We start from the raw sequence: 19,986 nt of genomic DNA, 5'->3' as shown, positions 1-19,986 counted from the left end.
GTGGTGGACCCCGACCGTCTCGCCGACGTGGCGCGGGTGCCGGCCCTGTGCGCGGTGGCGACGGCAGGTCGCGTCCCGCGCCCGGCTCCGCCTCGTCCGTCAGGTCAGGACGAAGGTGTCGCTGGCCAGTGACCGGACGAACGGCTCGTCGACCTCGTGACCGATGCCGGGTCGGTCGTACGGCACGGGGACCTCGCCGTCATACGCCCTGATCGGCGGGTCGACGACGTCACGTTCGTAGTACTTGTCGGAACCCGACACGTCGCTGGGCAGGCTGAAGCCGGCCAAGCTGGCGAGCGCCACGTTGGCGGCCCGGCCCACGCCGAACTCGTGCATCCCTCCACACCACACCTGCCAGCCCGCTTCGAGCGCGCGGTCGTGGGCCTGGCGTGCCGTGGAGAGCCCGCCCATGCGGGAGACCTTGATGTTGAGGATCCTCGCCGCCCGGAGGGTGATCGCGGTGTCGAGCTGGTCCAGGTCGTCGACGGACTCGTCCAGGCACAGCGGGGTCTCCAGCTGAGCCTGCAACCGGGCGTGCGCGGACAGCGCCCCCGGAGCGAAAGGCTGCTCGATCAGCAAGAGCCCGTACGCGTCGAGCGCGCGCAGGGCACGCAGGTGGTCGGGGTCCTCGGTGTAGGCGCCGTTCGCGTCCACTTGCAGGGCGAGGTCGGGGTAGGTGTCGCGGACGACGCGGACGGGCTCGGTGTCCCAGCCGGGCGCGATCTTGAGCTTGACCCGGCGGTAGCCGCTGGTCACGTGACGTTCCACCTGGGCGAGCAGATCGTCGATGGTCGGCTCGATGCCCAGGCTCACGCCGGCCGGGGCGGTCGCCCGGCTGCCGCCCAGCGCCCGGGCCAACGACATGCCCGCGCGCCGGCAGGCGAGGTCCCAGCAAGCGATCTCCACGCCCGCCTTCGCGAAGTGGTGACCGCGAATCCGTTCCCACGCTCGTCCGGCCTCGTCGGGGTGCGTCCAGCGGTGGGCGAGGATCGCCGGCGCGAGGTAGCGCGTCAGCAGCAGCCAGCAGGTGTCGACGGTCTCCGACGAGTAGTACGGGTCGCTTGGCGAGGCGATCTCGCCCCAGCCGACGGCGCCGTCGGCGTCTTCCAGCCGGACCAGGATGTGCTCCAGCCACGCCTTGCGGTGCGAGCTGGTCTCGAACTCGTGGACGAGCGGCAGGCGGACCCGAAAGGCCTCCACCTTGGCCAGGCGGGCGGCGTCGGCGGTCGCGAGAGGAGCGTTCACGAAAGACCATCCTGCCCGTGGGATGCTCATGGCCGGGTCGTCCCGGTGGATGCGCCGGAGCCGGCGTCGGCGGAGGGCTGAGCGTCGGTCGACGTCCGCCGCAGGTGGTACCAGGCGGAGCTCTCGTCCGCCACGCGGCACGAGACGGCGACGTAGCGGGCGGCGATCGCCTCCTCGAACGCCGCGCTGACCGCCGCCCGAACCGCCAGCGCTCGCTCATGGTCGCCCGCGACGGAGGACCAGACCCGGGGAACACCGATGAACAGGTCATCGCCCTCGACCGTGGTCTCGCCCCAGCCTGGCGTGCGGCTCGGCACGCGACCGGTCGCGGCCGGGGAGGGCTCCCCGGCGAGATCCCACTCGACGATGAGCCGGTCACTGGGGTGACCGATGTCTCGTCCCATGTCGTCGACGCCGTAGAGGTTCCGGACGAACCACCGGCCCCGGGCGCCCAGGACGTCGAGGTTGAAGTGGCCGTTCGCGGCTCGGACCGGGTCGTAGGACCAGCGCATCCGAGTGATCCCCGTCGTGGCGAGAACGTAGTCGCGCTGACCGAGCTTGAGGGCACGGCCGACGCCGCGTCCCTGCCAGTCGTCGTCGACCACGGCGGCTTGCGAGTAGTGGTACAGCTCGCCCGACTCGGGGTCTTTGCCGAGGAAGCCGTAGGCGAAACCGATCAGCTGTTCTCCGGCGAAGGCCCCCATGACCGATCCGCCATTCCGCCGCAGCGCCCACAACAGTCGAGGGCTGACCGCCGGGTCGGTCGCTGCGAGCCGGAGGACCCGCCGGTACAGGGCGACACCGGTCCGCATCTCCTCCGGCGTCTCGAGCGGGCGGACGACGACGCGGGCGGGTGTGGTCATGGGTACATCCAACTCTTTCGTTGAAAGTAAAAGATCACCGAAAAATTTGAACTGTTTGTCGCGCCGGTTTGTAACATCGGCCGCATGACAGGGTCAAGCCGGCCGTCGACTGCCGTTCCCGCGCCGCAGCGTCCCGACGCTGGACGAGCGGGCGGCCTGCCGGCTCCCCATCGCTTCCGGGTCCGGGAGTGGACCGCGCTGGGTGCCGTCTCGTTGCGGGCCACGCTGGTCGAAGGGCCAGAGCCGCCTGAGGGACACCCGGGACGCCACGCCGGCGACGAAACCTGTGTCGTCCTCGCCGGCTCGTACACACTCACGGTGGGGGCCCGGGCCAAGTCCTTAGGACCCGGCGATGTCGCCCACCATCCGGCGACGACCCCCACACGCTCGTGTCGCACGGGCGTGACGCCACCGCCCTTAGCGTCCTGGGAGCGCCATGACTGACCCGCTGCCGAACCCGGCCCGGCTCGACGACGACCTGCCCTACGCGGACCTGGCCGCCGCGGCGGCTGAGCAGCTGCCGTTCGCGCGGGAACGGCTGCGGACCTACGTCCTCGCCGAATCCCCCTCCGGCGACGCGGCCGCCCTCGCCGCCTGCGCGGACCTCATCCTGCGGGGACACCGTGAGGTCGGCGGTCGCACCGAACGCGTCCCCGGACCCGCGGGCGACCACCTGGTGACCAGGTGGGGACCCGACGACGGCGAGCACCTCATGCTGCTCGGCCACTACGACACGGTGTGGCCGGTCGGCCAGCTCGCGCGCATGCCCTACGCCGACGACGGCACGCGCATCAGCGGACCGGGGACCTACGACATGAAGGGTGGCCTGGTCGTCATCGAGGCCGCGCTGCGGACGCTGGCCGCCCTCGACATCCCACTAGCCCGACAGGTGCGGGCCGTGGTCGTCGCGGACGAGGAGGTGGGTAGCCCCGACGGCGGTCGGGTCGTGCGGGAGCACCTGGTCGGCGCACGGGCCGTCCTCGGTTTCGAGCCACCGCATCGCCGCGGCATCCTCAAGACCGGCCGCATGGGGAGCACCCGGGTGCGGCTGGACGTCACGGGCCGGGAAGCTCACGCCGCGCTCGACCCGACGAGGGGGGTGTCCGCGATCGACGAGCTCCTCGACCAGCTCGCCGCCATCCGCGCCCTGGTCCCTGACGACGGGACGACCCTGCTCAACATCGGTCGGATCGCCGGGGGAACCCGAACCAACGTCGTCGCGGGCCACGCGGAAGCCGAGCTCGGCCTCCGTTTCACCGACCTCGACGTCGAACGCGCGGTGCTGGCGAAGATCCGTGCGCTCGCCCCGGTACGACAGGACGCGACAGTCTCCGTCCAGCTGTTGTCGAACCGCCCCGCGTGGACGGCGCCGGACCCCAACCCCCTGCTGGACTCCGTCGTCGCGATCGCCGAGCGGCTCGGGCAGCGGCTCGGCGGTCGTCCGGCCACGGGTGCCGGCGACACGAACTTCACCGGCGCCGCTGGCGTTCCGACGCTCGACGGTTTCGGGCCGGACGGCGCGGGCGCCCACGCCGTGCACGAGTCGATCCTGGTGTCCTCGTTGGTCGACCGGACCGCCCTGCTCGCGGCGATCCTCGCCAGCCCGACCTTGTGAGCCCGGTGCCGCGTCCTGACGCTCGGCCGGTCCCGTCGGGCGACGGTGAGTCGGCGTCGTCGGCCTGACGGTTGACCGGTGTCGTCGGCGTCGGTGACCGTGAACGACGCCACATGATCTCGCCGTCGCGCTTCGCTAGGCTGCCCGCGGATCATGGTCGCCGCGCCTCGATCGTGCCGGGAAAAGCGCACTCGACGCGGACGACGCGACGCCGCAGGCACGAAGGACAAGGGTGGTCATGAGTGAGGCCGGGCTGCGCGGAGCTCTCGACCTGCTGTTCGGCGATGAACCCGTCATCGACCTGTACTCCTACGGTCCGTGGAGGGTGCGGGACGGGCTCGTCGAGGAGCTGTCCGCCCGCATCGACGCGCTGGTAGCCGACGAGCGGTCCTCCCAGTTCACCGTCAGCAAACATCCCGAGTTGCGGACCCCGGTGCCGGCCGTCGTTGCTGACGCCCAAGGAATCGTCGCCTTCCTGTGCGGAGACGTCGCGATCAGGGCGGGCTCGCGCATGCGGATCGACGTCGACGTCGTGCGCCGGTTCCGCCTCGGGCCGAATGCGGACAGCCTGCCCGCTCAGGGCTGGATCGCGCCGGCGGCGCCGTGGCGTCCGCCAGGGGGCCAGCTGTTCCGTGCCGCGGGGGACGACCGGGCACGCCGTGAGGTCGCCTGGGACCTCACCATCGAGCTGCTGCGACGCCTCGAAGGCTTGGCACCGCTGGAGCCGCGCCGCGAGGCGCTGCTCCGGCTGCACACCGCGGCTCGTCGCGACCCCGACCTGGTGGAGGCGACGCTCACCGCACCACAGGGATCGCCGGACTGGACTCTCCTCGAGGAGCGGTGGGCCGAGGCGGCGGACGACGAGGTCGTCGCGCTCGTCCCCGAGTTGACCGGTCCCGTGGGATACCTGAGCTGGATCGTCGACGGATGGATGGCCGCCCACGAGCGCCTCAATGCGATGGTCCCGGGTGGGGGCGACGCGGATGCGGCCTTCATCCAGTTGCTGATTCAGGCGGGCGTCGTCGAGCCGCCCGCCGAGCTGGCGGTCGGCATCCGTGGCGAGCTCTACGCGTCCGTCCGCGACCAGCTGCCGGTGCGGGCTCGCCAGTGGAAGCCGGAGCCGTGGCAGCGTCAGATCCGGGCCTGGTTGTCTCGTGCACTGGTCGCCGGTCAGTTCCAGCTGTGTCGGGCCTGGCTCGACCTGGCGGTCCGGCTCACCGGCGTCGTGCAAGGGCTGCCCGGCACACCCGTCACGCCACGCGACTGTCGGGTGCCCGTCACCGCGTTCCAGGAGGACGTACGCCGGCTGACGCGAGTGCGCCGGGTGCGGCACCCGCTGACGGGCGGGGCAGCGATGCCGGGATGGGTGGCGGTGGAGCACGCCTTCCCCTTCGGCCCCGCACCGGGTGTCGTACGAGCGAGCCAGGAAGGTCCTCGCGCGGCACAGCCGCGGCAAGAGGCGAACGAGGCGGGGGCGAACGCAGGGCGCGAGGCTCACCCAGCCGAGCAGCTCTCGCCCTCCGAGCAGTCCCGGCCCTCCACGGAGGCTGGAGTGGCCGCACCGACGGCCGCACAGGCCGGGGTGAAGGACCAGACAGGACCGGCCGAACACGCGGGACCGGCTGAGCGGCCAGGTGAGGTCGGTGACGCCGGTGTGGCCACCCCCTCTCGGTCGGCCGATGACGAGGACGCTCGACCAAGCGAGGCTGTCCCGACACGAGAGGACACGCCGCCGGAGACGCGTGGACACGAAGGCGAGGCGGCGTCCGCGCGGGGCGGCGTGACGACGGAGGACGTGGCCGAGACCGCGTCGGACGACACCGCCCACCACGACTCCGGCCACCACGACACCGGTCACCACGACACCGGTCACGTCGACACCGCCCACGTCGACGTCGCGCACGAGGATGCCGGCCACGAGCAGGCCGGCCAGGAGGATGCCGGCCAGGAAGATGCCGGTCAGGAGGATGCTGCGCACCGGGACGACGACGCACACCACGACGCCGCGCGCCACGACCCTGCGCCCGGAGATCCTGCGCCCGGTGCTTCTCTGCACGGCGATTCTCTGCCCGGTGATTCTCCGCACGGTGATCCTGTGCACGGTGACACGGACGCCGGTGCCGCGAACGTCGCGCAGGTGGGCGAGCCTGCCGCGACATCAGCGAACGGCGCCCGAGCGAACGGCACCGTGAACGGCACTCAGCACGACGTGCGTGCGGTCGAGGCGGAGGCCTCGCCGGGTGCATCCCTGGGGTCTCGGCCGCGTCCCACGGGAGCGGCCGAGGCCGAGTCGCGGCGGCCCGGCGCGGAGGGAGCCGAGACGGCCCCGCCGGTCGTCGTCGAGCCGGAGTCGGGTGGCGCCTCCGGCGGAGAGCCGGCCGGGACGGCTGCAGGGTCGCACAGCGCTCCTGACGGCGCGTCGCCGACGCCACCGGAGACCGCACGAGTGGAGGTGGCGCTGCCGGTCGAGGAGCGTCCCGTGGTGGAGGGGTCCACCCTCGCCGAGGGACCGGACATCGAGGAGCCAGGGGACGTCCAGGGGCCACGAGATCCTGCGGCACCGGCCCACACGAACGGCGTGGCCGATCCCGACGCGGTCGTCGGTGTCACCGGCGTCACCGACGTGCCTGGCGTCTATGGCGGCGAGTCCCATCCCCCGGGCGAGCCTCATCGCCGCGGCGAGCTTCATCGTCGTGGCGAGCACAGCGCCCGTCGTGAGCACAGCACCAACGGCGTGCCCGGCGGCAGCGGCATGCCCGACATCGGCGGCGAGCCTGGCGCCGATGTCGAGCCCGCCACCGCGACCAATGGCGTCAATGGCGTGGCGTCCACCGACGGAAGGGCCGATGCCGACGGTCGAGCTGACGGTGAGGGCGTCGGGGTGGCTGAGGAGGCTCACGGCGAGTCCACCAGCCGGGCCGAGCCTGCGTCGTCTGAGCTCGTCCCACCCTCCGCCCGAGCGGACTCGTGGGGAGCCGCGGACCCCACGTATGGCGGTGAGGACGGGTCGAACCTCGCTGGTGCCGTGTCAGCTGATGGTTGGCCCGGTGCCGCGACTCCACCGTCGCCGCGGCCTGATGTCGTGACGGACCACCAGGCCGGTCACCGGCCCAACGGCCACGACACCGCCGCGGGACCAGGGGAGGTGTGGTCGCCGGGTCCCTCCGGGACGCCGGAGGGCGCCGTCCGCGCCGCGCCGCTGGGTCCGTCGCCGGGCCAAGCCAACGGCAGGGTCGAGCGGATGAGCCCGCGAGCGCGCGCGATGGCGCTGATCGACCGCATCGTGGGCCAGGCGGCGCTCGTGTCCGCGCTCCGCGAGATCGTCATGAACCCGGACGCCGACATCCGGCTCGTCGTCGCCGGCCCGCCCGGGACCGGCCGCAGCCTCGCCGTCGAGGTGGCCGCGCGCACACTCACCGTCCGTGGCTTCGACGGGACGGCGGTGTGGCTCCGTCACGAGCACTTCGCCAACGCCGATCCGACGACCGCGGTCGCCGAGCTACGGGCGTGCGTCGAAGGTTGCCTGGGACGACGTCTGCTCGCCATCCACGGCATCGACCAGCTCATCGCCCGGCCGCACAACGGCGCGGTGCTCGCCGCGGAGCTGCACCGGCTGATCAGCGTGCACGGGTCGGCGCTGCAGATCGTGGCCTTCGCCGCGAGCGACGGCTACCGCCGCATGGTCGACGTCAGCCCGGCCCTCGCCGCGTGGTGGCGGGTGGTCCGCACCCACGACTTCGACGCGAGCGAGTACGCGGTGGTGTTCGGCAGAGTCGTCGAGCAGCGTGGCGCGACGACGACAGAGGAGACGGCTCGCTGGGCCGGTGAACTCCTCGCCACGCGCCCGCCGGATCCCCGGCTGCGCAACGCGCGACTCGCGACCTACGTCGCCGACCTGGCGGTCGACGCGGCGCGTCGGCGCACCCGCGGCGCGGCACGGCCCATGGTCGAGATCGTCGACCTGCCGCAGTTCGAGGGACCTCCGCTTGCGATGGAGCAGAGCCACCCGGACGTGGGCGGTGAGCCTGGCGTCGCGGCCGGCGCGCCACCCGGGGTCGGGATGTCGACGGAGACCGGGATCCCCGCGGAGGTGGCGGACACCGGCATGCCCGTGAACGCGGGGCCCGTGAACGCGGGGCCTGTCAACGCGGGAATGGTGAACGCGATGCGCTCCCCCGAGGCGGGTGCCTCCTCAGACCCCCGCGACGTGGACGAGCGGGCACGGTGACCGCCACCGTTGCGGTGATGGCCGAGGTCGCCACGCGGAGAGCGGCGCGTGGGACCGCGTCGACCCCCTGATGCCGCGGAGGCGGCTACGACGGCCCCGCGCAGACGCCGAGGACGTTCTGCCAGGAGTCGGCCACGACGACCTCGAGCTCCTCGGTCCGGCGGGAGCCCTCGGTGTCGAACCGCAGCGTCAGTCGGGCCGGGCCCTGGACCGGCGCCGCGCAGTCGTGCGCGTGGAACCGCAGGACGAAGGTCCGTTCCTCACCGACGGGAAGGTGGCGGACGCCGCTGCGGTCGGTGACCTGACCGGCCTCGTCCCAGCCGGCCGGCAGCTCGGCGGAGCGGAGAACGAGCCCACGGCCACCGACGTTCCGAACGGTGATGTGGACGTCCACGGTGTTCCAGCGTGGGGTCACCATCCGGTCGACCGCCTGGGGGATTCCTCGGTCGGGGTGTCGCCGGCAGACAGCGGGGACGAGCTCTCGGCGCGGCCCTCCGGTGACGTGGACGACCTCGGACACACCGAAGCCCGTCCCGATCTTGAGGTCGAGGCGCACGGGAGCGTCGTCCAGGGTGAGCGCGGCGGCACAGTCCTCGACCTGCCAGAGCAGGGTGAAGGCGACGCTCGCGTGCGGGGGAAGGTCGGGCAGGTCGTCCTGGAGTGTCTCGCCCGCGCTGTCGCGGACGCCGCGGAAGGACAGCCCTGGCAGCTCGGGAACGGCGAGCAAGGTCATCGTTTGGTGCTCGTCTCCGGCGTTGCGGACCGTGACGCCGAGCTCTGCCCGAAACTGGTCGGTGAGGCGAGGCGGCTCCACCGCCGTCGTCACGTCGGAGCGGGTGAGGGCGGCGAGCAGCAGCCAGGCGCCACCGACCGCCGCCACCCCTAGGGCCACCGACCGGAACCAACGGGGCCAGGTCCGTCGCGACGGCCCGCCGATCTCGGCGATGTCGACGGGCGAGTCGCCGGGTCCGCTGTCCCACCGCATGGCCCCAGTGTGAACCCGGTGGCTGGTTTCGGCTCGAACGTCGGTCGCGTCCCGCCGTCCGTGGGCGCGGTCCTCCTCGCGCGGTCCAGGACCGCACCGGGCAAGATGACGTCCCATGACCGACCAGACAGCGGACGCCCCAGCCGCCGACCCCAGCCGTCCCGTCTTGGCCATCGACATCGGCGGTACCAAACTCGCCGTCGGGCTGGTGGACGCCGACGGCCAGGTCCTGGCGAGTCGGCGCGCGCCGACCACCGTCGGAGCGGACGACGCCGACACGATCTTCGGCCGACTGCGCAAGCTGTGTGACGAGGTCCTCGACACGGCTGGGAATCCGCGCGTGCGCGGCGTAGGCGTCGGCTGTGGTGGACCCATGCGCTGGCCGGACGGTCTGGTGTCGCCGGTCAACCTGACCGCCTGGCGTGACTTCCCGCTCCGGGAGCGGCTCGCCGAGGCCTATCCCGGCGTTCCCGTGCGGGTCCACAACGACGCCGTGGCCGTCGTCGTCGCCGAGCACTGGCGTGGCGCCGGGCGCGGTGTCGACAACATGCTCGGCATGGTGGTCTCCACCGGCGTGGGTGGGGGCCTCATCCTGGGCGGGCGGTTGATCGACGGCCGCAGCGGCAACGCCGGACACGTCGGACACCTCATCGTGGACCCCGACGGCCCGCAGTGCGGCTGCGGCGCCCGAGGATGTGTCGAGGCGATCGCGCGCGGACCCGGCCTCGTGGCGTGGGCGCGGGAGCAAGGCTGGCGTCCCGACGACGCGTCGGCGACTGCGAAGACGCTCGCCGACGACGCGCTCGCCGGGGATGCGATCGCGCGCGAGGCGTTCGACCGCGCCGGGCGGGCCCTCGGGATCGGCATCGCGTCGGCGGTGGCCCTGTGTGACCTGGAGCTGGTCGTGGTCGGCGGAGGCGTCTCGCAGGTCGGCGCGTTGCTGTTCGACCCGCTCCACAGGTACCTCCGCCAGTACGCCCGCATCGAGTTCGCCCGGACGGTCCGGGTCGTGCGCGCGGGGCTCGACCAGGACGCCGGCATCGTGGGAGCGGCGGCGTTCATCCTCGCGGGCGACCGGTACTGGTCAGCCGGGTGATCGAGCCTCGAGCTCCGGTGGTCTGACCTTTCGCGCTCGGCCGGATAAGGGCCGAGCCTCGGCGGCGTTGGCCGTTCGCCGGCCGGGGTATGAGCCGGACTGTGATCACCCCGGGGAGGCGCCAGCGGCCGTCGACGTGGCTGCGCAGGCTCCGGCGGCGGCCACCAAGCACGCCCGAGGAGGCGCACGAGGCACCCGCCGGTGCTCCGTCAACGGGCGAGGGCGCCCGCGGTGGGATGGGCGCTCCTGGCGCGGGCTCCGCCCGCCCACCCGAGCGTCCCACCGTCGAGCTGCCGCCCGCCATCCTCGTCGCGAGCGAGTGGTCGTGGCGCCTGCTGCTCATCGGGTTCGCCGTCGTGCTGCTCGGCTGGTTGCTGCTGACGCTACGCGTCGTGGTGGTCCCGCTCCTCGTCGCTGTGCTGATCACCGCGCTCATCGTCCCGGTCACGAACGCGCTGTCCAGGGTCGGGATCGCCCGAGGTGTCGCCGCGGGGCTGACCCTGCTCGGTCTCGTGCTCCTAGTCCTCGGTCTGCTGGCGCTCGTGGGTCAACAGGTCGCCGCGGGCTACGCCGGGCTGGCTCGTCAGCTCGTGCGCGGCCTCAACGAGATCAAGCTCTGGCTCATCCGGGGACCGCTCGGGTTGTCCGAACGGGACATCGATGAGGCGTTCAACTCCCTCGGAGCGCTCGTCACCACCGATCAGCTCACCCAGGGCGCACTCCAGGTCGGCACGACGCTCGGCCACATCGTCGCCGGCCTGCTCCTCACGCTGTTCGCGACCTACTTCCTGCTGTACGAGGGTGCGCGCATCTGGGCGTGGGTCGTGCGCCTGTTCCCGCGTCGAGCACGCGGGCGGGTCGACTCCTCCGCGCGCCGTGGCTGGATGTCGCTGACCGCCTTCGTCCGAGCCACCGTCATGGTGGCGGCTGTCGACGCGGTGGGCATCGCCTTGGTGGCGCTGATCCTCGGCCTGCCGTTCGTCGTGCCGATCGGCGTCCTGGTGTTCCTCACGTCGTTCGTGCCGATCGTGGGTGCCCTGGTCTCGGGCGCGGTCGCCGTGCTCCTCGCCTTGGTCGTGAAGGGCCCCGTGATCGCGATCGTCATGCTCGGCGGCGTGCTCTTGGTCCAGCAGGCGGAGGCGCACATCCTGCAGCCCTTCCTCATGGGCCACTTCGTGCGGATCCATCCGCTGGCCATCCTGCTGGCGATCACCACCGGCGCCTATCTGGCAGGTATCGTCGGCGCCCTGTTCGCTGTCCCGCTCACGGCCTTCATCAACGCCGTCGCCTTCCACCTGGCCAACGAGCGGAGCGACGTGGAGGTCTGACCAGTGCGCGCACCCGCGACCTCGCGAGGGCCAGCGGGTGCGCGCACCGCGACCGAGTGTCGGTCACTCAGCCCATCGGCGCGTGCTGGCCCTCTGCGCCTCGTCCCGTACGCAGGGGAAGTTCCTTGAGGAACAGCACGACGACGAATGCGGCCAGCGCGAAGGGGATCCCGGTGAGGAAGACGTCGTCCAGGGCTCGCACGAAGGCCTCGATCACGGGGGCCTTGACCTCCGCCGGGAGGGCGTGGATCGCCTGGACGTCCTGCGTGGTGCCGGCTGGGACCCGGGCCGCGACCTGAGGCGGAACCGTCTCGCTCAGGTGCGTGCTCAGTCGACTGGTGAGGACAGCGCCGAAGACCGCCGTCCCGACAGCCCCGCCCAGGGAGCGGAAGAAGGTCATCGCGCTCGTCGCCGCACCCATGTCGCGCTGGGGGACGGCGTTCTGCACGGCCACCATGACCGTCGCCATGGTCAGGCCCAGCCCGATCCCGATGAAGAACTGGTAGCCGCTGATCGTCCACATCGTGCTGTCGGCGTGCAGGTGCGACAGCAGCCACAGGCCCGCGGCGATGATGGCCCCGCCCGCGACCGGGTAGATCTTGTACCGGCCGGTGCGCGTGATGAGCTGGCCGGAGCCGACGGATGCGATGAAGATGCCGAGCACCGCCGGCAGCATGGCCAGGCCGGACCTTGTGGGGGACATGCCCTTGACGACCTGGAGGTAGAACGGCAGGTAGATGACCGTGCCGAGCATGACGAACCCGGTCAGCACGGTGAAGGCGCTGCCGATCGAGAAGACGGCGCCGCGGAACAGCCCGAGCGGAAGGATGGGCTCCGCCGCCCGCGCCTCGACGAACACGAACAGCCCCGTCAACGCGATCGACGCGGCCAGGAGAGCGAGTGCTCCGCGCTCGGTCCAGCCGTACGACACGCCGCGCCAGCTCAGGTAGAGCAGCAGGCACGAGGCGGCCGCGACGATGGTGGTGGCGCCGAGGTAGTCGATGCGATGATCTCGGCGGATCCTGGGGATCCGCAGCGCGAACGACGTGACCAGCAGGGCCACGAGCCCCACCGGCAGGTTGATCCAGAAGATCCAGCGCCACCCGGGTCCGTCAGTGAACCAGCCGCCGAGCAGCGGGCCGGCGACACTGGAGATGCCGAAGACCGAACCCACGTAGCCCTGGTAGCGGCCACGCTCACGGGGCGGGATGACGTCGCCGATCACGGCGAGGGCGAGTGCCATGAGACCGCCGCCGCCGAGGCCTTGCACCGCCCGCGACCCGACGAGCTGGAGCATGGTCTGGGCGAGCGCCGCCAGCACCGACCCGACGAGGAAGGTGCCGATGGCCACCTGGAAGATCAGCCGGCGCCCGTAGAGGTCGGAGATCTTGCCCCACAGCGGCGTCGACGCGGTGGAGGTGAGCAGGTAGGCGGTGACGACCCAGGAGAGGTGGTCGAGTCCGCCGAGATCGCTGACGATGCGCGGCAGCGCCGTCGCCACGATGCTCTGGTCGAGCGCGGCGAGGAACATGCCGGCCATGAGCCCGATCAGGACGATCTGGATCTGGCGGTGGGGGAGGTAGGTGGGCGCGTCGTCCGCTCGCGGTGTGGCCGCGGGGGCGGACGACGCCGCTTGTTGGTCGTTGGTCATCGAGGCGAACTCCGGATGGTTCGTCGGATGGGGCCGTGGCGTAGGCCCGGGTCACGAGCTGGGTGTTGTCGAGTCGAGGTCGTCGGACAGACGGGTCAGCAGCCGAGCGAGGTCTCGACGGTCCTTGTCGGGCCACTCGACGAGAGCGGCGTCGAGCAGGGCGCGGCGGCGATCGGCGATCTCGGCCAGCACCTGCCGCCCCGCCTCGGTGATCGACACGAGGCTGGCCCGCCGATCGTCGGGGTCGACGGTGCGGTGGAGGTAGCCGGCCTCCTCGAGCGCCCGCGCGTGCCGGCTCACCGTCGACACGTCGAGCTGCACCAGGCTCGCCAGATCGGAGAGCCGCAGTGGTCCCCGCCCGCCGATGGCGTGGAGGACGTACTGGAGCGCCGGGTCGATCGATGTGCCCGGGACGCGCTTGAAGAACCGGAACATCCGACACAGGGCGACGAACAGCGTCTCGGTGGCGTCGCGGGTGGAGTCTTCCGGCTGGGCGCGGTCGGCGGTCACTCCAGTTCCTTGCACGACGCAAGTATAGGGGGTTGCTTGTGTCATGCAACTAAGTTCGCGCCCGCAGCACCATGCGCATGGCGCTCGGCCGGAGGGTCACGGCGGGCCGCGGCGTCACCACCTGGCCGGGCACCGGAGTCGGCGCCCAGCGTCGCGCCAGGGTCGCGAGCACGAGCGTCCCCTCCGTCCACGCGAACGCCAGGCCCACGCAAATCCGGGCGCCGAGCCCGAATGGGAGGTACGCCGCCCGCGGTTGGCCCGGCGCGGACTCGTCGAAGTGGCCGTCCGGAGTCAGCCAGCGCTGGGGCTGGAACGACTCGGGCTCGGACCAAAACCGCGGGTCCCGATGGAGCGCCCACTGGCTCGCCACGCAGAGCGACCCGGCCGGCAACGTCCAGCCGTCGAGCTCGACGTCACAGAGCGTGCGACGGCCGAGAATCCACGACGGCGGCCGAAGCCGCATCGCCTCCGCGAGGACGGCGCGGGTCCGAGGGAGGCGGTCGAGGAGCGCCGAGGGGCCGGGCCGTGTCACGGCGGCTGGAGGGCCCGCCCGCGTCGCGAGGTTCGTGGCTTGCTGGTCGGTTGCGCCCGAGCACCCGGTATGGTCCGGTCCTTGGTGGCCTAGGTGCACCTGGTCCAGCTCCTCGTGCAGCCACGCGGCGACCTCTGGGTGCTTCGCCAGCAGCCACCACGTCCAGGTCAGCGCGGTCGCGGTGGTCTCGTGTCCGGCGAGGAGCAGCGTCATCGCCTCGTCCCGCACGAGCGTGTCGTCGTCGATCTGCGTGAGCAACGTGGCGAGGAGGTCGGTGCCCGCCGGGGCGGCGCGTCGACGGGCGATCACCTCGCGGACGATCCGGTCGAGCGTGTCGACCGCCCGCATCAGGCGAGCCTGCGCGGGCGTTCGCACGCGCAGGAGCAGGTCGATGCCCGGAAGGAGATGTCGAGGTGAGCCGTCGAGGAGAGTGCCCAAGGCGCTCGCCACGGGATCGGCGATGTCGGTCAGATCCGAACCGAAGAGCGCCCGACCCACGACCTCGAGGGTGAGGGTCGACATCTCCCGCGCCATGTCGATCTCCGAGCCGTCCCGCCACCGGCGGTCGTACCGCCGCGCCGTCGCCACCATCACCGGGAGATAGGTGGCGAGACGGTCACCGTGGAGTGCGGGCTGGATGAGCCGCCGCTGGGCACGGTGCCGTTCTCCCTCGCTGGTGAGCAGGCCGTCGCCGAGGAGCAGGCGGATGCGTTCGAGAGCGCGCCCCTTGCGAAGCTGCCGTCCCCGGGTGACGAACAGCTCGTGGACGAGGTCGGGGTGGCTGAGCAGGTAGACGTGCTCCGAGCCGAGCCGCACGTACGCGAGGCGGTGATGCTCGCGCACGACGTGGTCGATCAGGGTGAGGGGGTCTCGGCGAAGGAGTAACCCGCCCAGGACGGCCACGCCCGACGGGCCCGGTGGGCGGCGTACCCGCCGGCGCGACGCGGCAGTCCGTTCCATGACTTCGTTGTACGCGACTCTCGTCACATGTCACGCGCGCGAGCGCGGATGCGGGACGCCGGATCACGCGGCGTCATCACGGCCCCGACGAGGGGCTCACCGTCGCGGGGACCGAGCGCGGCGGTGCAAGACTGCGAGCATGAGTCCCCATCCGGAGTCCTCAACGGTTCCCGGGTCGGCGGTCGCAGGCGCACCGCCCGAGCCGTCGCGGCTGCTGTCCGACATCGAGGCCGCCGCGGTGACCTTGCGCGACGTCGCCCGCGTCACCCCGCTCGAGAGCTCGCGCTGGCTGTCGGACCGGATCGGGGGTCCGGTCTTCCTCAAGTGCGAGAACCTCCAGCGTGCCGGCTCGTTCAAGATTCGCGGGGCGTACGTCCGGATCGCCCGGCTCGCGCCGGAGGTGCGTGAGCGGGGGGTCGTGGCGGCGAGCGCCGGCAACCACGCCCAGGGTGTGGCGCTGGCCGCCCGCCTGCTCGGAGCCAAGGCCACGGTCTTCATGCCCGTGGGCGTCCCGATCCCGAAGGAGGAGGCCACCCGTGGCTACGGCGCGGAGGTCGTCCTCGAGGGCGCCACGGTGGACGAGGCGCTCCGGGCGGCGACGGCCTACGCGGAGGCGACCGGGGCCGTGCTCATCCATCCCTTCGATCACCCGGATGTGATCGCCGGGCAGGCGACGCTGGGCCTGGAGATCCTCGAGCAGTGTCCGGACGTCGCGACCGTGCTCGTGCCGGTCGGTGGCGGCGGGCTGGCCGCCGGAGTGGCCGCGGCTCTCGCGGCGCGTGGGTCACGGGCTCGGGTGATCGGTGTCCAGGCCGCCGGTGCCGCCGCGTATCCGCCGTCCCTGGCCGCGGGGCATCCGGTGTCCTTGGAGTCGATGGCGACGATGGCCGACGGGATCGCGGTCGGACGTCCCGGCGACGCGCCGTTCGAGCTGATCCGGCGGTACGTCTCGGACGTGGTGACGGTGAGCGAGGAGGCGCTGTCGCGCTCCCTGCTGCTGGTGCTCGAACGCGCCAAGCTGCTGGTCGAGCCGGCGGGCGCCGCCCCCGTCGCCGCGTTGCTGGAGGCCAGCCTCGACGTGGAGCCGCCGGTGGTGGCGGTGCTCTCCGGCGGGAACATCGACCCGCTCGTCCTCATGCGCGTGCTCCGCCACGGCATGGCGGCGGCGGGGCGCTACCTGTCCCTTCGGGTCCGGGTCCCCGACCAGCCTGGCGGGCTGGCCGCCTTGCTCACCGAGCTCGCGGCGGCCGACGCCAACGTGTTGGACGTCGTCCACGAGCGCACCTCCGCGAGTCTGCACCTCAACGAGGTCGAGGTGGCGCTCCAGGTCGAGACCAGGGGCCGGCACCACCGTGAGGAGATTCTCAAACGGTTGGGCAAGATCGGCTATCCAGTCAGTTTTTCGTAACCGATCTTCACAATCTATGAAGATCACATTGACATTCGATGCTGGTCCGGGATGGAATCGACCTAGACCCTAGAAACCATCCCCGAGGAACCGGCGTGCGAGAGGTCGGGTCCTTCGGGGTCAGCTCCCGCCACCACAGAGACCAGGGGAGGACCCCATGTCGGAGCAGACATCTCCTGACCCATGGGAGGAGGCCACCGACCCGGTCGGCTCTCCCAGCGACGGCGCCCCTCCGAGCGACAGCCCCTCGCGCGCGTCCGGTGCGAACGGTGCCGTGTCGGCGGACTCGGGTGAGCCCGCGGCGAGCGGGCCGAGCGAGGCCACCCCGTCTGAGACCACGACGTCGGAGACCACCAGGTCCGAGACCGGCACGTCCCAGACCGCCGAGAACTCGCGGTCGGAGACCGCGGGCGCCACGTCGTCGGCCGACAGGACGACGTCGCCGACGGAGGGCGCAGCCGGCGCGGCAGGATCCGCCGGGGACACGATTCGCGCGATTCTCGAGGACGTCGCGGCGGGACGGCTCACGCCCGAGGAGGCGAAGGCCCGCATCGACGAGGTGAGTGGCAGCACGACCACGACCGACACCACCTCGACGAGCGAGGCCGGTCCGTCGGCGCCGGCGCCCGCGACCGCCAACCGCCTCCGCGTCCGCGCCGTGGGGCGCCGCGTCCGGATCATCGGCGAGCCTTTCGTCTCCACGGTCGCCGTCGACGGTCCGCACGTCGTCCGCCAGGAGGGCGACACGCTCCTGGTCAGCAGCGAGGGTGAGTTCGGCGCCTCGATCGACGGGTTCACCCTGATGCGGACGCGTTCCCTGCGCGACCTGCAGGACCGCGTCTTCGAGCTGGGTCGGGAGCTGTCGGTCCGGGTGAACCCGAGCCTGACCGTCGAGGTGGAGGTCACGGCGGGCAGCGTCAACGCCGAGCGCATCCCCAAGCTCGAGCAGGTTCGGGTGACTGCCGGGTCGGCCCGCGTCCGTGACGTCGTGGGGCCCGTGGACCTGCTGGTCCAGGCCGGGTCGGCGCAGGTCGAGGGGAAGATCACCAAGGGTCGCTCCAGACTGCGGGTGGAGTCCGGATCGCTCCAGCTCCGGCTGCTCCCGCAGTCCAGCGTCCGGATCCGACCCGACGTGCAGCTTGGGCGCGTCCAGTGGGATCCCCCCGGCAAGGACCGCGAGGAGCACGTCGTCGGCCTCGGCGACGCGACCGTCGACCTCGAGGTCGTGATGGGGATGGCGACTGTGAAAGAGGCGCCGTGAGCGGTACGGCCGGCTACCACCCCGAGGCAGGTCCGCCCGCGTACCGTCCGCCCAGGGACTGCCCGGTGTGCGGATCCGGGCTGCGGGTGACCCGGCTGGGGTGCGGCTCCTGCGGGAGCGAGCTCTCGGGCGTCTTCGAGTCCTGCGCGTTCTGCGGTCTGACCGACGCCGAGCGTGAGCTGCTCCGGGTGTTCCTCGTCTCACGCGGCAACATGCGCGAGGTCGAGCGGCACCTCGGCGTGAGCTACCCGACCGCGCGCCAGCGCTACGCCGATCTTCTGGCGAAACTTGGCCTGGAGCCGGCGCCGAACGCGCCCGAACCTCGCTCGAGCAGGGAGGAGATCCTCAACCGTCTGGCCAGGGGCGAGATCGACGTCGACACCGCGGCCGAGCAGCTCCGCCGCGCCCTCGACTGATCCCCTGGGCCAGGCACGGTCCACTGTGCGCCTGGGCTGGTACCTCGAGGTACCAGCCCAGGTTTCATAGCTGACGGTGCCGCCGGGACCCGGATCGGTCAGGCGCCGAAGGGGATCATGCGCCGAAGGGGACTGTGTCGACGATCTCGACGGTGACCGCGCGACCGTTGGGAGTGGTGTAGGTCACCGTGTCGCCCTTCCGCTTTCCGCTGATGGCCTTGCCGAGCGGCGAGTCAGGCGAGTAGACCTCGATGTCCACCGACGAGTCGAGCGAGAGAAGCTCCCGAGAGCCCAGGATGAACGTCTCGGTCTCGTCCTCACCCTCGAACCGGATCGTCACCTTCATCCCGGGTTCGACGATGCCATCGTCCGGTGGAGTGTCGCCCACGCGAGCCCGCCGCAGCATGTCCTGCAGCTTGCGGATCTGGGCCTCGGTCTTCCCCTGTTCCTCCTTGGCGGCGTGGTAGCCGCCGTTCTCGCGGAGGTCGCCTTCCTCGCGGGCCTCAGCGATGCGTCGGGAGAGCTCAGCGCGCACAGGACCCATGAGATGCTCAAGCTCCGCCTTGAGGCGGTCGTAGGCCTCCTGGGTGAGCCAGATGATGTTCTCATCGGTGGACTGCGTCACGGTGATTCGCTCCTTGATCGTGCGGACATCCGTAGTCCCGGAATGCCGTGATCCTCGCGCTGGCCTGCTTCCGTCTCGGTCTCGCTGTGTGCCCGGAACTGTACGGACAGAGCCACGAGGCTAACAATGAACTCCTGATCCGGCCATTGTGGGGCGGGACAGGACGTCGGGCCCCGAAGCGCCAGGGCCGGTTGAATGCGCCCGGTACGGTCGTCCAGGGGGCGGTGTGCGGCGCTCGTCGGGCCCTGATCTCCACCATACGGGTCATGGCAACCCACGGGAAGGCGACACCACCCCGATCTCTAGCCTCTTCCTAGCCTTGTGCTCGCCTGAGGCTTGGACCGAGCCTGACCCATGGAGGAGAGGACCACGGTGCGATCGCCCGAGCAGCTTCGGCTCATGCACGTGCACGCCCATCCCGACGACGAGTCGAGCAAGGGCGCCGCCAGCACCGCGCGGTACGTCTCCGAGGGCGTGGAAGTCCTCGTGGTGACCTGTACCGGCGGCGAGCGCGGCTCGATCCTCAACCCCAAGATGGAGCGCCCGGAGGTCCTCGCCAACCTCGCCAAGATCCGTCGCGAGGAGATGGAGCGGGCCCGGGACATCCTGGGCGTGGAGCAGCGGTGGCTGGGATTCGTCGACTCGGGCTTCCCCGAGAACCCCTCCGACCCGCTGCCCGAGGGGTGCTTCGCTCTCCAGCCGGTGGAGGTCGCCGCGGCGCCCCTGGTCGCGGCGATCCGGGAGTTCCGGCCGCACGTCGTCACCACGTACGACGAGAACGGCGGCTACCCGCACCCCGACCACATCATGTGCCACAAGATCACGATCGCGGCCTGGGAGGCGGCCGGTGACCCGGACGCCTACCCGGAGGCGGGACCGCCGTGGCAGCCGCTCAAGCTCTACTACCACCACACCTTCCACCGGGAGCGGTTCCAGGCGCTGCACGACGAGATGGTCCGTCGTGGGCTGGAGTCTCCGTACGCTGAGCGGCTCGCCGAATGGAAGCCCGACCCTGCCCACGCCGCTCGGGTGACCACCCGGGTGCCGTGTGCGGAGTTCTTCAAGGTCCGAGACAAGGCGCTCCTGGCCCACGCCACCCAGATCGACCCGGACGGCCCGTGGTTCGCCTGCCCCCTCGAGGTGCAGATCGCGGCGTGGCCGACCGAGGACTACGAGCTCGCGCGGAGCCTGGTCGACGTCGAGCTGCCCGAGGACGACCTGTTCGCCGGGATCCGCGGCTCGTCGGCGTAGGCGAGGGCGACC

15 protein-coding genes are annotated in these 19,986 nt (G+C 71.8%); 8 read left to right on the top strand and 7 right to left on the bottom strand.

Translation table 11 applies throughout. From position 1 onward, the window contains the following. Nucleotides 1–99: 99 nt before the first annotated feature. Both menC and DFJ64_RS05065 read right to left on the bottom strand, forming a co-directional pair. A complete protein-coding gene (gene menC, locus DFJ64_RS05070; RefSeq protein ID WP_245940950.1) occupies nt 100–1,245 on the bottom strand; it encodes an o-succinylbenzoate synthase in 1,146 nt (381 codons plus the stop codon). 26 nt (nt 1,246–1,271) lie between these two features. Continuing rightward, on the bottom strand, nt 1,272–2,108 hold the full coding sequence (locus DFJ64_RS05065; protein WP_115849396.1) for a GNAT family N-acetyltransferase: 837 nt from the start codon (nt 2,106–2,108) through the stop codon (nt 1,272–1,274). Between the two features lie 436 nt (nt 2,109–2,544). On the opposite strand from DFJ64_RS05065, the gene DFJ64_RS05060 reads away from it, so the two are divergent. After that, nucleotides 2,545–3,723 carry a M20/M25/M40 family metallo-hydrolase gene (locus DFJ64_RS05060; RefSeq protein WP_115849395.1) on the top strand — a complete coding sequence of 393 codons (1,179 nt, stop codon included), beginning with the start codon at nt 2,545–2,547 and terminating at the stop codon, nt 3,721–3,723. A gap of 238 nt (nt 3,724–3,961) precedes the next feature. Continuing rightward, entirely contained in the window at nt 3,962–7,951 is a 3,990-nt protein-coding gene (locus DFJ64_RS05055; protein ID WP_147304603.1) for a hypothetical protein, read from the top strand. 85 nt (nt 7,952–8,036) lie between these two features. On the opposite strand, the gene DFJ64_RS05050 is transcribed toward DFJ64_RS05055, so the two are convergent. Next, nucleotides 8,037–8,936: a hypothetical protein gene (locus tag DFJ64_RS05050; protein WP_115849393.1), complete on the bottom strand. Its 900-nt coding sequence runs from the start codon at nt 8,934–8,936 to the stop codon at nt 8,037–8,039. Nucleotides 8,937–9,051: 115 nt separating this feature from the next. Here DFJ64_RS05050 and DFJ64_RS05045 point away from each other — a divergent pair, with 115 nt between their 5' ends. Beyond that, entirely contained in the window at nt 9,052–10,032 is a 981-nt protein-coding gene (locus DFJ64_RS05045) for an ROK family protein (protein ID WP_115849392.1), read from the top strand. Nucleotides 10,033–10,268: 236 nt separating this feature from the next. Then, complete coding sequence (locus DFJ64_RS05040) at nt 10,269–11,360, top strand: AI-2E family transporter (RefSeq protein WP_115849391.1); 1,092 nt, start codon at nt 10,269–10,271, stop codon at nt 11,358–11,360. 67 nt (nt 11,361–11,427) lie between these two features. On the opposite strand, the gene DFJ64_RS05035 is transcribed toward DFJ64_RS05040, so the two are convergent. From DFJ64_RS05035 to DFJ64_RS05025, 3 genes are read right to left on the bottom strand one after another with little or no spacing between them, the layout of a single operon-like run. Then, nucleotides 11,428–13,011 carry an MDR family MFS transporter gene (locus tag DFJ64_RS05035; RefSeq protein ID WP_115849390.1) on the bottom strand — a complete coding sequence of 528 codons (1,584 nt, stop codon included), beginning with the start codon at nt 13,009–13,011 and terminating at the stop codon, nt 11,428–11,430. Nucleotides 13,012–13,062: 51 nt separating this feature from the next. After that, on the bottom strand, nt 13,063–13,536 hold the full coding sequence (locus DFJ64_RS05030) for a MarR family winged helix-turn-helix transcriptional regulator (RefSeq protein ID WP_170152498.1): 474 nt from the start codon (nt 13,534–13,536) through the stop codon (nt 13,063–13,065). 34 nt (nt 13,537–13,570) lie between these two features. Continuing rightward, the gene (locus tag DFJ64_RS05025) at nt 13,571–15,013 is read right to left on the bottom strand and encodes a cytochrome P450 (protein ID WP_115849388.1); all 1,443 of its coding nucleotides are present in this window, start codon (nt 15,011–15,013) and stop codon (nt 13,571–13,573) included. A 139-nt stretch (nt 15,014–15,152) separates the two neighbouring features. On the opposite strand from DFJ64_RS05025, the gene ilvA reads away from it, so the two are divergent. From ilvA to DFJ64_RS05010, 3 genes are all read left to right on the top strand, one after another. After that, the gene (gene ilvA / locus DFJ64_RS05020; protein WP_115849387.1) at nt 15,153–16,421 is read left to right on the top strand and encodes a threonine ammonia-lyase; all 1,269 of its coding nucleotides are present in this window, start codon (nt 15,153–15,155) and stop codon (nt 16,419–16,421) included. 157 nt (nt 16,422–16,578) lie between these two features. After that, nucleotides 16,579–17,682 carry a hypothetical protein gene (locus tag DFJ64_RS05015; RefSeq protein ID WP_245940949.1) on the top strand — a complete coding sequence of 368 codons (1,104 nt, stop codon included), beginning with the start codon at nt 16,579–16,581 and terminating at the stop codon, nt 17,680–17,682. Continuing rightward, nucleotides 17,679–18,098 (top strand): DUF2089 domain-containing protein, encoded by a 420-nt coding sequence (locus DFJ64_RS05010; protein ID WP_115849386.1) that lies wholly within the window; start codon nt 17,679–17,681, stop codon nt 18,096–18,098. The genes DFJ64_RS05015 and DFJ64_RS05010 overlap by 4 nt, the downstream gene beginning before the upstream one ends. Before the next feature lie 115 nt (nt 18,099–18,213). Here DFJ64_RS05010 and greA read toward each other — a convergent pair whose 3' ends face one another. Further along, nucleotides 18,214–18,723, bottom strand: a complete 510-nt coding sequence (gene greA, locus DFJ64_RS05005) for a transcription elongation factor GreA (protein WP_115849385.1) — start codon at nt 18,721–18,723, stop codon at nt 18,214–18,216. 354 nt (nt 18,724–19,077) lie between these two features. Here greA and mca point away from each other — a divergent pair, with 354 nt between their 5' ends. Further along, complete coding sequence (gene mca, locus DFJ64_RS05000) at nt 19,078–19,974, top strand: mycothiol conjugate amidase Mca (protein ID WP_115849384.1); 897 nt, start codon at nt 19,078–19,080, stop codon at nt 19,972–19,974. The last annotated feature ends 12 nt before the right edge of the window (nt 19,975–19,986 follow it).

Origin of the sequence: Thermasporomyces composti, from assembly GCF_003386795.1 — a bacterium.
GTDB classification, from domain to species: Bacteria; Actinomycetota; Actinomycetes; order Propionibacteriales; family Actinopolymorphaceae; genus Thermasporomyces; species Thermasporomyces composti.
This window is presented reverse-complemented; position numbering and strand designations above follow the sequence as displayed.